Below are 14,950 nucleotides of genomic sequence, written 5' to 3' on the forward strand. Positions count from 1 at the left end.
AAAAAAAATTTGAAGGATAGTTGTTGAGGTATTGACAATTTACAACTTACAGTTTATAAATTATGATATTTATATCTGAAAATAATTAGTGAGTGTGATGGTACATCCTTACAGTCAAGATTTACGCGAACGTGCTCTTAATCTGATTAATAATGGTATGTCTATCAATCGTGTAAGTCGTCTCTTAAAAATCAGCCGACCTACTCTTCATAAGTGGCGAGAACGATATTTAATAACAGGTTCAACAGAGCCTAAAATAAGTGTACCTCCTCCTCAACCTTCTACTATTAAAGACATGGAAGAATTTGAAAAGTTTGTTGAGGCTAATTATGATAAAACCCAAAAACAAATGGCTGCAAAATGGGGAAATTGTAGTCGTTTTACTATTAGTAGAAATTTAAAAAATCTCGGTTTTACTCGTAAAAAAAAACGTATAGTTATCAAGAAAGAGACGATTTAGAAAGAGAAGAGTTTGTCTTAAAAGTGAATCAAATAGACAAAAAAAATATTGTATATGTAGATGAAGCCGGAATAGATAATAGAGAAGATTATCCTTATGGTTATGGAATTAAAGGGAAAAGAGTACCAGGTATGAAGTCAGGAAAAAGAACTGAGAGAGTAAGTTGGATTGCAGCTATAAATCAATCAAAAATGTTTGCTCCTTTAACATTTACAGGAAGTTGTAATCGTGTATGGCATGAGAACTGGTTGGAAAATTGTTTACTACCAAAATTAAAACCAGGACAAGTTATCATACTGGATAACGCAACGTTTCATAAATCAATTTATATAGAAGAATTAGTGGCCAAGCAAGAGTGTGAAATTTGGTATTTACCACCATACTCACCAGATTTTAATAAGATAGAACGTTGGTGGTTTGTGTTAAAAAATTGGATCAGACAAAGACTCAAAGAATTTGAGAATTTTAGAGACTGTGTGGATGCAGCTTTTATGGAAAATCCTCAAGTTTTTCCATAGTGGTCAAAGATATCAATTATTCCTATAGGGTTTAGTCGCTCTCAGAAGCGATCGCGCTCACACAACACTCTGACACCAAATCTAAGCATAAAAATAGAATTTTTTAGTTGTCTTTTAAATCAAAGTCAAACCTGCGAGTCTATCAAACTTCAACCTAGTCGCGATCGCATGGTTTGTCAAAATATCTATCATGTAGCAGAGATTTGTACTATGTTAAATACAATAGTAGTATGTAAATAGACCAGCGCTCATTGCTATAAAACGACCAGTTCAGGTCGCGCTCAACTGAACGAATCGCACACCGGACATGATATCATGTATATCTATGTACTACATTATGAAGTGCGGAATGTGGGTCTGTCCAGATAAAATTTGAATAATAATTCAATTAAAACTCTCAAGTTATTGCTATATCTAGCTTTTAACTGGCTTGTTACCTCGTGAGAGTCTCATACTACAACACAAAGAGCGGAATGAGGGTTAAAATTTTTCGTATTATCGTAGTATAATGTACTAGTATGACCGAACAGCTCGAACAAAATCCATTAGCAAAAGAAAAACCTTATCCACAGAAAGCTCTCTTGTTAGTTCAAAATTTGGGTCGGCAACTTGAGGATACTTGGATTTGGCGAAATATAAGCTTTGAAGCCTACCCAAGCGAACGTCTTGCAATTGTAGGTCCTTCAGGCGCCGGTAAAACGCTTTTGTTACGAGCGATCGCCGGTCTCGATCCAGTTCAAGAAGGGGAAATTGTATTTGAGGAACAGCATTTAGAATCATGGTTCATGCCACACTATCGAACCCAAATCATGTATTTGCATCAACGACCAACACTCTTAGAGGGAACGGTAGAGGATAATATTCAAAAAGGCTACCTTTTTACTATTCATCGCGATAAGATATACAACCGAGAAAAAATAGTTTCTTATTTGAAGCTCTTGGGGCGAACGGCAAACTTTCTAACTCAATCTAGTGCCTACCTTTCTGGAGGTGAAGCTCAAATAGTTGCTCTATTACGAGCCTTACAATTTTCCCCGTCTATTTTACTTTTGGACGAACCAACGGCATCTCTAGACTCTAAAGCCACTGAAAATATTGAAGCCTTGATTACATCCTGGCACGCCGAATCTCCCCAGAGGATTTATATTCTTATCAGCCACGATCCGGCACAGATAGAACGAATGACCGATAGACAAATTATTTTATAAGGAGAAGACTCATTTATATAGATTACATCAAAATCAGTAACTTACAAATAGAACTGGCAGCATTGCTACTACTTATAAACCTGATACTTTCTGTGGTTTGGCAGCTTGGTCTGAGTCAAAATATTTTAATAGGTGCAATCCGTTTAATTGCTCAGTTACTGTTAGTCGGATATTTTCTCCAATGGCTTTTTACAATTCACAACTTAGGATTGGTATTGTTGGTTGCTTTGTTCATGCTTTCCTTAGCCAGTTATACAGCAGTAAAGCGTACCAACAGGCGTTTTGGAGGTATCTATTGGAACAGCTTTCTTTCACTCCTAGTATCGGCATCTTTTGCTACAGGCTTAACCATCAGTGGCGTCCTCCACATCACTCCTTGGTACGATCCAAAATATTCGATACCATTGTTGGGAATGATTCTGAGCAATGCCATTTCAACAACCTCTCTGGGTTTAGATTCCTTATTAGAAAACATGGTTCGTCGCTCTGAAGAGGTAGAAATGCTTCTCACCCTAGGAGCAACACGTTGGGAAGCAGCTCATGAAATAGTAAAAGAGGCTATCAGGACAGGAACGATCCCCGTTATCAACTACATGATGGTAATTGGGCTAGTTAATTTTCCAGGAATAATGACAGGGCAACTAATGATTGGAATGCTTCCCATTGATGTAGTCCGCTTCCAAATTACGATCGCTTTTGCCATCGCAGCGGGTAGCATATTGGCAACAATAGGGGTAGTAATGCTGACTTTTCGATCCTTATTCACCCCAGATCATCGACTTCAGCTACAACGATTGCGTAAAGTTAAAAACGAACCAAAACTGAGTCAACTATTCCCGCTCCAGCAAATACTTAATATTGTCAAAGTGCTTGGACAAAAGATTGGAAAAGCTGACGGTGGCATCTCCAATTAACAAAAAATAGAGCTGGCCCTGACTCGTTAATCACAAAGGATAAAAAGTCATAGATAGCAGTTAATCTGTATGGATTAAAATCGAGTGTCCAAGATATAGCAATCGCCAGAGCGATTGACACATGCTGGAAATTAGACAGTATCCTTCAGCCCCAAGCGGATCTTAAACGAAGCTATGGCGTGTCAACTGCCGTGGCGATTGCTATATTTATTCACGTTCGATCGGCACGATTGCATTGTGCTTTAATGCCTAAAAGTAGATTTGGTATAAACCATAACCGGATGAGGAGTTCATAGGTGAAGATAGTAATTGCAAACGTTAAGACGATCGTGGTTGTAAACTCAGCTATCCCGCCAAGCCCTATTTGGGTAATATAGCGACCTAAAATGCTCATAAAGAGTAAGTGCAATATATAGTAGGGAAAACCAGCCTGACTCATATAAGTTAAAAATTCATTAGATTCAGTCAAAAATCGATGAGCGAAGGCTAATATAGCAGCAATGGAAGACCAAGTATGTACGCCACAGAGCGCTGAAAATAACAAATACTGTTCGTACCCGTAGGCATTAGCCTCATAAGCATTTGGGAAAAACATGAGAACCCCCACCCTCATAGCTATGCTGAACGCTGCTAAGATTGTCCAAAGCCAAGGTCGCTGGTAGACAGCATCACCGATCCGTTCGTCGGAGTGCATCATATACCCAAGCACAAAAGCCCATAAGTTATAGCTGAAGTAAGCCCAATCTTTATATAAATTGAGTCCTTTCCAAAACGGCCAAACTGCTCCTAATGTTGCCAGGATTCCTCCAAATACAAGCATGGGCAAGAATATGCCAAAGCGGGAGGAAAATAATTCTGTAACTCCTCTGAAATGTTGTTGAAATCTCGGGTTTTTAAGGAACGCAAATAGAGGAAGGGTTATCCCATTAATAACCAGCAGATAGGCAATAAACCAAAGATGACCCCATTTCGGTCCAACGGATGTCGATCCATTGTGGATAGTGGCGAAAAAGTACGGGCAAAAATTGAGCCAATAATCTGTCAAACTGCGATAGCCCTGATAGGTAGGCAAGAAATAAGCTTGAATTGGGGCTAACACAAGCATAAAACTTAAAAATGGCACGAGCAAACGCTGAAGGCGTTCTTTTACATAATCTCTTATCGATCGCTTCTGTAGGGAAACTGCAGCACAATAACCGGAAATTAAAAACAATAGCGGCATGTGAAGTGGAGCAATCTGTTCGACATACAAAGACAAAATTTTGGCCAAAATAGTATTTTTATTAAATTGGGAAAACCCTTCTACATACAGCATCATCCAGGCTGCATGAAAAGGAACTAAATTTAAAATCACCAAAACTCGCAACCAGTCTAGATCGTAGCGCCTGAGGGAAGTATTCTGCTCCATTTTTGATTTTCGATCGTATTAATTAATTCTCTCTCGATTCAATAAATTATCGACTGTGATTAATTTCTGAACAGCATATTTTATTTATTCATACTCTCTTCAAACTTGACTTGTTTTTATTTGCCAATATTCACGGCAACACTGCCCTATAGGGTCTAAGACAACTCGCAATGGATTATGATTAATAGACTCAGTTCCCACGCCATATTTTACTTTTTCTTGCTCCGGCTCATAAGTGCCAAATATTCTATCGAAAATAATTAACATATTGCCATAATTTTTATTTAGGTAATTAGGATTACAGCCATGATGTACTCGATGAGAAGCAGGAGTATTTAGCAATTTTCCTTCAAACCAGCCCAGCTTAGGAATGGTTTCTGTGTGTAGAAAGACTTGATAAAAAAGTGCGATAGTCAAAGATAATATTAACCATTTTTAAAGGGGTAAAAATGGCTGAGATGAGCGAGGTATTTGAAGTTTAAGAAATTAGGATAAACATGGTTATGTTTAATGCTAATACACCTATTTATTCTAACTTGATTTTGATATAAATTTATGAAACGCTAATTAGCGTTCCTTAAATAGATTGATATATAGCTTTGAGATAAATAAATGATTTATGGAGTCATAAAAATATCTCAGTTATTAGTAATAATCAAAAATTAGAGGGTAATTTATAATACAAAATATTCCTATATCTCATGTTAAATGAGACAAAAACACACAGAAACCAGAGGGATATAATTGAAGGATGATATGTCATAATTACCCAAAAGCGTAACGGTGGAACGTGTATATATCAATAGTTGTACCGTAACTCTTCAAAGCGCAACGGATATTTTTAGGAGTACAAAATGAGTGAAATAATTAATTTGTTTGAAGGCCAAGAAATCGTAATAAATAAATCTGGGATGTGGGATGCTACAGCTATGTGCAAAAAGTATAATAAACGGGTGAATAATTTTTTCAGAACACAACAAACAAAGGATTATTTGTCAGCTCTAAAAAGAAAATATAATTATTCAGATGATGAGCTGGTTCTGATAATTCAGGGCGGTAACAATCAAAAAGAGCAAGGCACCTGGATACACCGCAAGGTAGCTCTCAAACTGGCTGCATGGCTAAATCCCGATTTTGAGGTATGGGTTTTTGACGTTATTGAGAAATTATTAACCCAGGGTGAAGTTAAGCTGAGAAATGAAATAGCCGAATTGCAGAATTGTCTAGATGTATCTGAATATAGGCTATTAGAAAGCAAAGCAAAAGCTGAATATTGGCACAATGAGTACAACCTTTTCCGTCACGGGTCACACCCAGAATATGAAGAAGTAGGACAATTTCAGGAGGGGGACTTATTATTGGGAGTGCCAACAGAAAATCAGGTGGACTGATTAGAGATTTTCATAGGTGATAGCTCAAACTAATGATTACAGAGTTTACCGAGTTGGTGGTGATGTAGTTGTATCAGCAGAGTATCATCCTATTTGTTTTAACTTAGTTTGGGGTAAGAAATTGCCATATCTGAAAAATGAAGAAAATAATCATCGGTGTGATGGGTCCGGGAAGTAGCGCTACTTCATATGACCTGAAAAATGCCTATAAACTTGGTCAATTAATTGCTCAAGAATCTTGGGTTTTATTGACGGGTGGGCGAAAGATGGGGGTGATGGATGCTGCGAGTCGAGGTGCGAAGTCTGTTAATGGTTTAACTATTGGTATTTTGCCTGGGAGTAATCTTGATGGTATTTCTGAGGCGGTTGATATTCCCATTGTTACTGATATGGGTAATAGTCGAAATAATATTAATGTGCTTTCGAGTGATGTTGTTATTGCCTGTGGAATGGGTGCGGGTACTGCTTCAGAGGTGGCTTTGGCAATTAAGAATAATAAAAAGGTGATTTTGTTGAGTTGTAATTTAGAAAGTCAGGCTTTTTTTGTTGCTTTGTCTCCTGAAACAGTTTTTGTGGTGGATACTCCAGAAAGTGCTATTGAGGCGATTAAAATTTGGGTTTGAAAATTAAGGTTTCGGTTTTGTTGTTCATGCTAGACTGCTTCATAAAATTCCCAATTATGCAAGGGTTTGACTGAACGGATTAATATTATTTGCATTAGCTATATGTGAAATATTAAATCTTGTTTCCCACGATATGATAAGTCTGTATTGCTGATTTTTTTTGTGTTCTTAATAAATGATTTATTATTGGTTTACAACTATTCAAAAAAATTAACTATTAATAGCTATTTGACTTAAACGTTTAAGGATGCGAAGTACATCGAAAAGTTCATTGCCAGGATTGCGTATAGCAAACATTTTTGATGTAGCATATTGAGGAATTTCTGTTTTGACTAGCTTGACAAAAATGAAACTGCCACCTGTAACAATTAAGCCATAATTTGGACGTTCAGTTAGGGAGCTAGCTAAAAGATAAGTTAGTAGTTGAGCCAGGCCAGCTTCTATAGAAAACTCGGCTCTTTTTGATTCAATAACCATTACCCATAACTGCTCTTTCATAACAAGAGTATCAATTCGACCTCTAATAATTACATCTTGATCTGCTAATTCTAAATTAATAGATTTCTCAGAACGAATGTAATAGGGATAGAGAAAAAATTTACCAATAAATAAAATCGGATCGACTATTGCCATTCTGACAATATCTTCTAAAAAAGGTGGATTTTGTAATAAGTTAAAGTATCCCAACTGAACCTGATTAAGTAGTTCTTTTTCCTCATCAGTAATTTCTGGTAAATCATCTTGCCATTCTCGAAAAAATTGCTCATTTCTGACTAATTGTAAACCGAAGTTATCAATCAGGTAGCGGAGAGTTACTTCTTGGGATTGAATAGTTTGAATCATAATTGTAAAATAGTTGTTCGAGTGAATGAGTAGCTTGCTCTTGATGACTGCAATTACCAACTACTAAGTGTATTGGGTTTTGATGCTATTTCAGCCAGTGCAGCTTCAGTGATATAAATAAAATAATTATTGATTAAATTTAACTTTCTCCCTTATAAGTTGATGACCAACCAAATAATTTCCGTAATTTTTGAGAAGGGTTAAATTTAAAAACACTTGTTTTTCCCCTCTTGACTTGTATATAAAAACTTCCAAAATCTCGTAAACTTACACTCTCTCCCTCCTTAAGACATTGATAAATTTCATCTAAAGTAACATTAATGACTTCTTCCACAACTGGAGTATCATAACTAACTTGTTGAGAAACACGCTTAATTAATTCTTTTTTGTTAATCGACATATCAATGAATAGCTAAACAAAAAATATATCCGATTTACTCATTCATTTTCTGCTGTATTTTTTGAGAAATATAGAGAGCAAACTGTTCTGCTGCTGTTTCATTTTTACTCAAACTTTTAATACTTGTTAAACGAGTAATGGGTATAGCAAAAGTAAAGTCTCTATTATTAAGTTTTACTATTACTTGAAGCCATTTATTTATTTTGTTAGCTATTGCTTTATTTGCACCCTTTTGATTCATCAGAATATATTTAAACTTGCTCAAACAAGAGTTAATTTTTTTATTATTGATTGTTAATTTTTAATTACTGAACTTCCAAATCCAAATCAAGAGTCAACTGCCCGTATTGTTCCCACAGCTTCATTCTTCGTACCTTCCGCGTTCGGTTCCAGTCATTACGGTCGAAATTAAGATGGCAGACTGAGCAGAGCGCTTTAAGATTGTCAGCTTCACAGTTGTTAGGATTATGATCTAAATGAGCTGTAGTTAGTGTAAAACGCTGAGGTTTTGCAATTCTTACAGTGCCATTTTTATCATCTTCCACCACTTTGTACAGATGAGACAACCATTCTGGATGATTATCCCTCAGCCATTGTTCGGTCTGCTTCAGAGAGATTCCGGGAGGTCTACAAGGTCGCCCACACCACTCGCAAGTCCAATTGGCTGCTTGTTTAATGGATAAGGCAATTTCGTTCCAGTTGTCTGGATACAAATTTAGATTTATCGGCATTATTTCTTTCCGTGTATCAGCTTTAATTGCTAAAGTTATTAACGTTAGTCAACCTCAAAAATTTACCCAAAATATCTAATTTTCTGTTAACAAACCAGACATATTCAGTAACCTTTCTAACCAAACATTAGCTTTCTGACTTACCTCACTCCGGAGTTCATTATCATTCCAAATACTTGCCCAATTATACTGCCCGAAGTGCCAATGTTACTTGTAAATCAACAAGTTCAGCAGCAACTTCTACCTCTGTACCAGGCGCAGTCCATTCAATAAAAAATTCACTTTCTTTGAGCAAATTTTCTACCAGTTCTTGATTAGCTACAGACTGACAACGAGATTTAATCTGTGCTAAATTTGAGGCGAGATTTCCCAAGCGCATAGGAATTTCATCTCTCAAATATCTTTCTTTCATGCGTTTCCAATTTCTCATAAATTAAAGAGTAATTTTTATACTTCTTAAGTACCTCTAAATAATAAATAATAGCACTCCCAATTGGCCAGAAAAAGAGTGCCAGTTCACCGCTTTTCAATGTCTTATTCTGCCTGAGGAACCAACAAATTTTTCACAGATTTTAAAGCCTTCAAATAAGTCTCTCGTTGTTTCAGTGAACCATACTCTCGTAGCTGTTCTTTAGTAAAACCAAACCCATTACATAAGTCTTTCAATTGTTGAATACTTCGTTCCTCCACTGGCACATAATAAGCCCCCACAGACTTAGGTTGAGACTGATGATTGTTCCCATTACCATTAGATTTAACTATACTTAAATCCTCAGATAAATTCTTTCCATTAGTAGGAGCAGAACCATTAGATTTACCTCCTTTTTTTGACCCATTACCATTAGACTTATGATCATTTGATGTACCATTTTCATTACTATCATTCTCATCAAAATCAACAGTAATCACATCAATTAAACCAGAATCATTACCACCATTAGGTTCATCGGGACGGTAAGGAGTATCAGACAAATCATCAGCATCAGGCAATTCCTTTAAATCAATCGAATCATAATCTCCCGCTCGAATCTTTTCTACCTCTTGCCAAAAGCCTAATTCTAATTCTTCTTCCCCTGCAATTTTAGTAGCATTAACAGCCTTAATAATCTGAATTAAACCAGACTCCAAAGCACCTTTTAAAGTCTTTTGATTCTGATGCCGTTCCTCATTAACCGCGTGTTCATTTCTGAGCTGAACTAACTGACGCTCTAGCTCTTCAATACGAGATTCTAGAGAGTCTCTAGTAGCATTAGTAGTTGAGTTAATAGCCTCTTCAAGTCCGACAAAAAGCATGATTGAATCTCCATTAATTTAATTGTTTTAATCTGTTCAGCAGCCTTGTACAAGGTCTTAATTAAGTGCTGCTTATTCCTAGAAAATAGTAGCGAAATTGTTGCTTTGATTACTTATTATAGAGTATTTTTTTTATTTGACAATACCGATAATATTTGACTATTAAATGGGAATAATTATTGTTGTATAAGTAAAGATTATTAGTCAATAAAAAGGAATAACATTTGTAGGAAATAAGGAATACTTACTTCAGATAGTATTCAGAAAAATTATGCCAACTATTAAAAGCAAAAAAAAAGCTTGGCCGACATTAAACAAAGTTCACCATTAATTGTTAATTATTCGGTAAATCAATAAAAGGTAATGTAATGTGCGCGACGACAGGTTAAAACCCCTCGTATCCTTTCCATCCAGCCGTAAAAACGGGTTGGTTTCTCACTTACCGAAAGTTTATGATTATTTTAAGTCCACAATTGTCCAAATCATCGAAAACCTTGGCCAATTAAAGATAAATACATTTTTGATTTACATATTTTATTAGTGTCTACTATACACTCTACTAAATAGTATACACTAGACAGTATAGTAGACAATAATCTAAATACTCAAGTACTTGTAAAATATATTTTACAGGCATACTAATAGATAATATACTAGACATACTACTAGATATACTGGTAGACAGTAATTAGTAGACAGTAAGAAACAAGAGGTGTCTAGTAGGTACTAGACACCATGACATTACCTACTAGACACCTAAACTAAGGGCCATTATGAAAGTTACAGAATTATTAAACCGATACAAATTGAAAACTCGTCAGGCATTCTACGATCGCGTCAAGAGCTTAGACATCGTCTTACCAAAAGATGCCAGAGGTCATAGCTATGCCACACCCGAACAAATTAGTTTGTTAGACCAACTTCATGATTATCTGAGAACCCCAGGAACTACATTAAGCGGTTTCGTGCCTGTATCTAAAGCAGGTGTCGTGCAGGTAGTAGACACCCCACTAGACACCTCTAATGGGACATCTATTACTCAAAGCAATGAAAAAAACTTGGAATATCCAGATGAAAATCAATCTCTTGAATTATTGGAACGGCTAGTCGGAGCGATCGCTGCGAATATTCAAGCTAAAAGTCCCATTTGGTACCACGACGAATTAGAGAAAGCTGCTATTGGGGGATGGTTACTTTCTACTGCGGAAATTAAACATTTAATAGGAGTAAAACCTTATTGTAAAAAAGGTTCTGATGTTTATATTCGTGGTAGTTGGCAGTTCATCAAAGCGGGAAAAATAGGAGGTGCAACAGCTTGGAGAGTTGAGAAGATTAATCATGGAAATCTAACTACTTCAGATAAGTATAAATAAGTTAAACTTAATAAATAAATAATAAATTTTAAATAATAAAGCATCTATTTACAATCTTTTTGTATACTGTCTTGTGAGTAATAGACATATTTACTAGACACCCTTATAACTCAAATAATTAATAATGCTTTGCTCAGGCTATAATTGTTATATCTAATGAAGCAGGATTAGAACAGATAATCATAAATTTCTATAGATTATCGTAGATTTCTAAGAACGGCTCGCGAATATAGCAACGTCGGGAGCATTGACTTAATCAGAGAATAATGATTGAGAGAGACAGATGTGCCTCAATTAATTTAAGAAATGCGGTTGGCTCGGTCGTTAATGCCTGTGGACGGAGTACTGCTGACAGTTCCGGTAGAAGCAGGAAGTAAACAGTAAAATGTCGCGCTTGTGACGTTTTATATCGGTTTTATGAAGCCGTATGTCAACGTTCTTTTTGCGAGGCAGTATACTCTTTCTGTTCAACAGCTTGCTCAACAGTATTAGCAAACTCTAAAAACTTCTTAGTCTCTTCTGGACTAAGATTTTCTTCGATACTTCCATCTGCTGAAGCTTTAAATACTTCCTCTCCACTTGATTTAGATGTGATAGAAATATCACCATCACTTGTCTTTTCAAAAAAGTAATTAGTAGTCCCGTGATAGTCTTTTTCTTGGAGGTCGAGAAAATTGTCAACAGCTTCAAGTATTTTTTTATTAGCAGCCTCACCTACTTGATCAGCAAAAGTCACGAAATCTTCTGTTTGTTCTGCACTAAGTTGGTTTGTTATAGTACCACCCTCATCCACAGTAAACAATTTATTCTCATTGTCGCCATCACGAGTGCTAATTGAGATTTCGCCATTTTCAGACTTTTCCAGTACATAATTAGCAGTTTCATACCGCTCCGACTCTTGCATTGTCAGGAAATTATCTATTCCATCTGCAATAAGCTTATTCTCTGCTTGTTCGTAGTCATTCTCTGATTCCAAGGCTTTGTTTGTTTCATGATTTTGTTCTAAACTGTTACTTTTTTCTTGGACTTGTTCGCTAAAATCAACAAACTTTTCAATTTCATCTTGAGTGAGATTAGATTCAATATTTCCTTGTGCATCTTGATGAAAAACTTCACCTCTCTCGTCTTTAGTGCTAATTGAAATTTCCTCATCACCCTTTTCCAGGATGTAGTTCTCCGTCTCATAACGATCTGTGTTTTGTAGTTCCAGAAAGTTATTAATTCCATCCGCTATCATTTGATGTGCAGAGCTATTGTCAATTTGCTCTGGTTGATTATCAGAATCAGCAAGTTCTGGATTAATTTCTGACGCAGCTTCCTGTTGTGTGTCTAAGTGTTCTAGTTCTAGTTCCATTTTCTCTTTTTCATTTATTTAAGAAATAGTGCTTGAGGATTTTGACGAACGCTTAAAATCAAGCTACTCGGTATGTTGGTCAAATACTAAATTAGTTGTTTCATGAAAAATACAAGTATTTCCTATATCCTCTTTAATTACTGAAACAACTTTCTTGCCAAAAATTTGACAATTACGCTAAAATATTAAGGAAATATTAAGACTATTATACGGTGATGACTACTGAGAAAATTCATAAATTTTGGAAACGCTGGCGCTTCTCAGTTTTTAACTGCTCTAACACCAGTCCCCTATCGCCCTAACATCAATTCACGGCGACTATACAAACTAAGCTGCATACTATCCATGACTATGAGATTATTGCTCTGGATGATTTCTGGCCTATTCTTTGCGTTCGGCATAATACTACTACCTAATTTGTTGTGGGCGATCGCTTTTTTTGCAACTGCCCTAATTGTCAGTCCAGTCATTCCTATTCATTGGATTGCAAAACTGACAATATCTACATTAATAGTATTCTCAGGAACAACCTCGTACTATATAATAAGTGGTTACTTTTGCTTACTGTTATTGTTCCCCTCCGATCAAAAGACTGCCTAGAAACAATCACCTATAAAAATTGGTTGCCCATGCATCTTTTTCTACACGTTGCCTCTGTACCAATTTTTTTGAATCTCTTGTCAGTCTTAGCTTACCCGCTGCGATTGCAGCATCTAGTTTTGGCAAAAGAATGCGTACTTCTTCAAGTGAGCCATGCTTTACTACCTGCGCAATCATCTGCGCTATTTCTGTTATCTCTACATCCATCTTGACTTCCATTAGTCCATCTCCTTCTTCTATCATAATTACAATCATCTGCTTCCAACTAGAAGTGTCGGCACAATCTGTTCCACAATCTGTCACGATTTTTCGTGTTAGTGTAGCTCTTGCCGATTGCTGTAGTTGGCTTATTGTTGAGGAAGCAACTGAAAACATAATGTGTTCAGCCACATCCTCCCACACCCCCTAACCCCCTCTCTTGCCACCGCCGTCGTCGTCCCACCCGGTTCTACGGGAGGGGGGACAAGAAAAAAGGTTGTGCCTCTCCTAATTTGGGATTCCAAAATATACCATTCACTTTAAAATAGGCAACCTGCTGGCAGCTATACTTCTTTCGCTCAGAGCATCGGAGTATAGTTCTTTGTAAGTTTCTTGCACACTTTAATGGTTCTAACTTGCTTAAACAAGAAGGACAAACATAGCTAGTTTCAATATTTTCTAAATCAGTTTCCATGATTTTTCTAAAATTTTGAACGGCTCCGAATTGGTGGAATCAATCCTCTCAGAAGTGAGGGTTGCTTATCATCAATCGCTTCTGTCGCAGCAGTTTGCAAGCCTATCTCAGCAAGCGATTCAATCACTGCAAAAGGCAACTCAGCTCTTTGGGCAGCTTCTATAAAAGCCACACCATGACGAGCTAAATCTAGAAATTTTTTGATTTTCTCAACAACGGGGTCTTTATAAGCTGTATACTTTCCTTTGAGAGCCTCTATATAACCACGTCGGATATCTAGCAAGCTTGCCTGCCGCCCATCAGTTAAAGTGAGAAGCTCCTCAGTTGGTGGCAAAACTTCTGGCACAATAGCAACTCCATTAGAAATTTGAGGAGTTCTTGCCAAAGAAATAGTTAAATCAAAAGTATAGGTACGCTTCTCATCATTTTGATTAGACGTAACAACCACCAAATTAGTAGGATAAATAGTCTCATAAGGATAATCCTCTTCGCGAACAGACCTTATAGACGGAGTTTCTACCACACCCTTCAACCGCAGAGGTTCAATGGTTTTCAGCACAATTAACGATGCCCGGCCAGTATCCACAGGCAAATCGGTAGAAAATACGATTTGATGTACATCAGCCAGAGAAATAAATTGAATCGTTTCGCCATTCCTAAATTCAATCACACTCTGTCGCCCAGGAACCAAGACTATTTCTGTAGTCTCAGCTAGTGCTTTTGGTGCTATCACAGTTTCTATAGCGGGAGGTACAGACAAAGCTCGGTTTGACATAATAGCAAAACTTGCAATTGCACCCAAAATGGTTCCTTTCCAATTCATCTCAGCCCCCCTTTTTTCGGAACTCTAAACGTTACAAAGCCATTCACGAACAACTGTACTTTTTCTCCCCTACTGACTTGGAAAATTTTTAAATCCTTGGGCTTAGAGTCCAGTCGTTCCGTCATCCTTTCTGTTAGAGTCTCGGCTAAACCTTTAATAAATGCTGCCCTTGGTTCTTGCCTATTTTGTTGAGCTGTCGTAGTAGAAGACAATTAGGGGTCGATAGGAGCCTCACGACTCCCACCTCCCATTCAAAACCGGACGTGAGACTTTCACCTCATCCGGCTCCTGAGTTAACTAACCTGATTGTCACAGGCACAGTCTTCGTTTACCAGAGT

19 protein-coding genes are annotated in these 14,950 nt (G+C 36.9%); 7 read left to right on the plus strand and 12 right to left on the minus strand.

Translation table 11 applies throughout. The annotated features are described in order from the left end of the window. The first annotated feature begins 97 nt into the window (after positions 1-97). The 3 genes from F6K54_RS05740 (at position 98) to fetB (ending at position 3,100) form a co-directional block, all read left to right on the plus strand. A protein-coding gene (locus F6K54_RS05740) for an IS630 family transposase (RefSeq protein ID WP_293075512.1) occupies positions 98-978 on the plus strand; the annotation gives its coding sequence in 2 pieces (ribosomal slippage) (positions 98-421 and positions 424-978; 879 coding nt in all). Between the two features lie 518 nt (positions 979-1,496). Further along, entirely contained in the window at positions 1,497-2,186 is a 690-nt protein-coding gene (locus tag F6K54_RS05745; protein ID WP_293075514.1) for an ATP-binding cassette domain-containing protein, read from the plus strand. 47 nt (positions 2,187-2,233) lie between these two features. Beyond that, positions 2,234-3,100, plus strand: coding sequence for an ABC transporter permease (gene fetB / locus F6K54_RS05750; RefSeq protein WP_293075547.1), 867 nt, complete (start codon positions 2,234-2,236; stop codon positions 3,098-3,100). A gap of 211 nt (positions 3,101-3,311) precedes the next feature. Here fetB and F6K54_RS05755 read toward each other — a convergent pair whose 3' ends face one another. After that, positions 3,312-4,508: an acyltransferase family protein gene (locus tag F6K54_RS05755; RefSeq protein WP_293075516.1), complete on the minus strand. Its 1,197-nt coding sequence runs from the start codon at positions 4,506-4,508 to the stop codon at positions 3,312-3,314. 99 nt (positions 4,509-4,607) lie between these two features. Continuing rightward, complete coding sequence (locus F6K54_RS05760; RefSeq protein ID WP_293075518.1) at positions 4,608-4,925, minus strand: sterol desaturase family protein; 318 nt, start codon at positions 4,923-4,925, stop codon at positions 4,608-4,610. Between the two features lie 437 nt (positions 4,926-5,362). Here F6K54_RS05760 and F6K54_RS05765 point away from each other — a divergent pair, with 437 nt between their 5' ends. Genes F6K54_RS05765 through F6K54_RS05775 form a run of 3 tightly spaced genes read left to right on the plus strand, consistent with a single transcriptional unit; the run spans position 5,363 to position 6,522 of the window. Then, a complete protein-coding gene (locus F6K54_RS05765; RefSeq protein ID WP_293075520.1) occupies positions 5,363-5,899 on the plus strand; it encodes a KilA-N domain-containing protein in 537 nt (178 codons plus the stop codon). 16 nt (positions 5,900-5,915) lie between these two features. Continuing rightward, a complete protein-coding gene (locus tag F6K54_RS05770; RefSeq protein ID WP_293075522.1) occupies positions 5,916-6,077 on the plus strand; it encodes a hypothetical protein in 162 nt (53 codons plus the stop codon). Further along, a complete protein-coding gene (locus tag F6K54_RS05775; RefSeq protein WP_293075524.1) occupies positions 6,037-6,522 on the plus strand; it encodes a cytochrome in 486 nt (161 codons plus the stop codon). Before F6K54_RS05770 ends, F6K54_RS05775 begins: the two co-directional genes overlap by 41 nt. Positions 6,523-6,732: 210 nt before the next feature. Here the strand turns inward: F6K54_RS05775 and F6K54_RS05780 are convergent, their stop codons facing one another. The 6 genes from F6K54_RS05780 to F6K54_RS05805 all read right to left on the minus strand — a co-directional run bounded on the left by F6K54_RS05780 (position 6,733) and on the right by F6K54_RS05805 (position 9,789). Beyond that, entirely contained in the window at positions 6,733-7,365 is a 633-nt protein-coding gene (locus F6K54_RS05780) for a restriction endonuclease subunit R (RefSeq protein ID WP_293075526.1), read from the minus strand. Between the two features lie 139 nt (positions 7,366-7,504). Beyond that, complete coding sequence (locus tag F6K54_RS05785) at positions 7,505-7,765, minus strand: HU family DNA-binding protein (protein WP_293075528.1); 261 nt, start codon at positions 7,763-7,765, stop codon at positions 7,505-7,507. A gap of 34 nt (positions 7,766-7,799) precedes the next feature. After that, complete coding sequence (locus F6K54_RS05790) at positions 7,800-8,006, minus strand: hypothetical protein (RefSeq protein WP_293075530.1); 207 nt, start codon at positions 8,004-8,006, stop codon at positions 7,800-7,802. A 64-nt stretch (positions 8,007-8,070) separates the two neighbouring features. Further along, a complete protein-coding gene (locus F6K54_RS05795; protein ID WP_293075532.1) occupies positions 8,071-8,496 on the minus strand; it encodes a hypothetical protein in 426 nt (141 codons plus the stop codon). A 184-nt stretch (positions 8,497-8,680) separates the two neighbouring features. Further along, positions 8,681-8,926 carry a hypothetical protein gene (locus F6K54_RS05800; RefSeq protein ID WP_293075533.1) on the minus strand — a complete coding sequence of 82 codons (246 nt, stop codon included), beginning with the start codon at positions 8,924-8,926 and terminating at the stop codon, positions 8,681-8,683. Between the two features lie 104 nt (positions 8,927-9,030). Next, on the minus strand, positions 9,031-9,789 hold the full coding sequence (locus tag F6K54_RS05805; protein ID WP_293075535.1) for a hypothetical protein: 759 nt from the start codon (positions 9,787-9,789) through the stop codon (positions 9,031-9,033). A gap of 773 nt (positions 9,790-10,562) precedes the next feature. Here F6K54_RS05805 and F6K54_RS05810 point away from each other — a divergent pair. Next, positions 10,563-11,162, plus strand: coding sequence for a hypothetical protein (locus tag F6K54_RS05810; protein ID WP_293075537.1), 600 nt, complete (start codon positions 10,563-10,565; stop codon positions 11,160-11,162). 430 nt (positions 11,163-11,592) lie between these two features. Here F6K54_RS05810 and F6K54_RS05815 read toward each other — a convergent pair whose 3' ends face one another. The 4 genes from F6K54_RS05815 to F6K54_RS05830 form a co-directional block, all read right to left on the minus strand. Continuing rightward, a complete protein-coding gene (locus F6K54_RS05815; protein WP_293075539.1) occupies positions 11,593-12,516 on the minus strand; it encodes a hypothetical protein in 924 nt (307 codons plus the stop codon). A 290-nt stretch (positions 12,517-12,806) separates the two neighbouring features. Next, a complete protein-coding gene (locus tag F6K54_RS05820; protein WP_293075541.1) occupies positions 12,807-12,986 on the minus strand; it encodes a hypothetical protein in 180 nt (59 codons plus the stop codon). 136 nt (positions 12,987-13,122) lie between these two features. Further along, positions 13,123-13,506 (minus strand): hypothetical protein, encoded by a 384-nt coding sequence (locus F6K54_RS05825; protein ID WP_293075543.1) that lies wholly within the window; start codon positions 13,504-13,506, stop codon positions 13,123-13,125. Between the two features lie 290 nt (positions 13,507-13,796). After that, on the minus strand, positions 13,797-14,591 hold the full coding sequence (locus tag F6K54_RS05830; RefSeq protein ID WP_293075545.1) for a hypothetical protein: 795 nt from the start codon (positions 14,589-14,591) through the stop codon (positions 13,797-13,799). Between the last annotated feature and the right edge of the window lie 359 nt (positions 14,592-14,950).

The sequence above is a fragment of the Okeania sp. SIO3B5 genome (assembly GCF_010692555.1).
Classification (GTDB): domain Bacteria; phylum Cyanobacteriota; class Cyanobacteriia; order Cyanobacteriales; family Microcoleaceae; genus Okeania.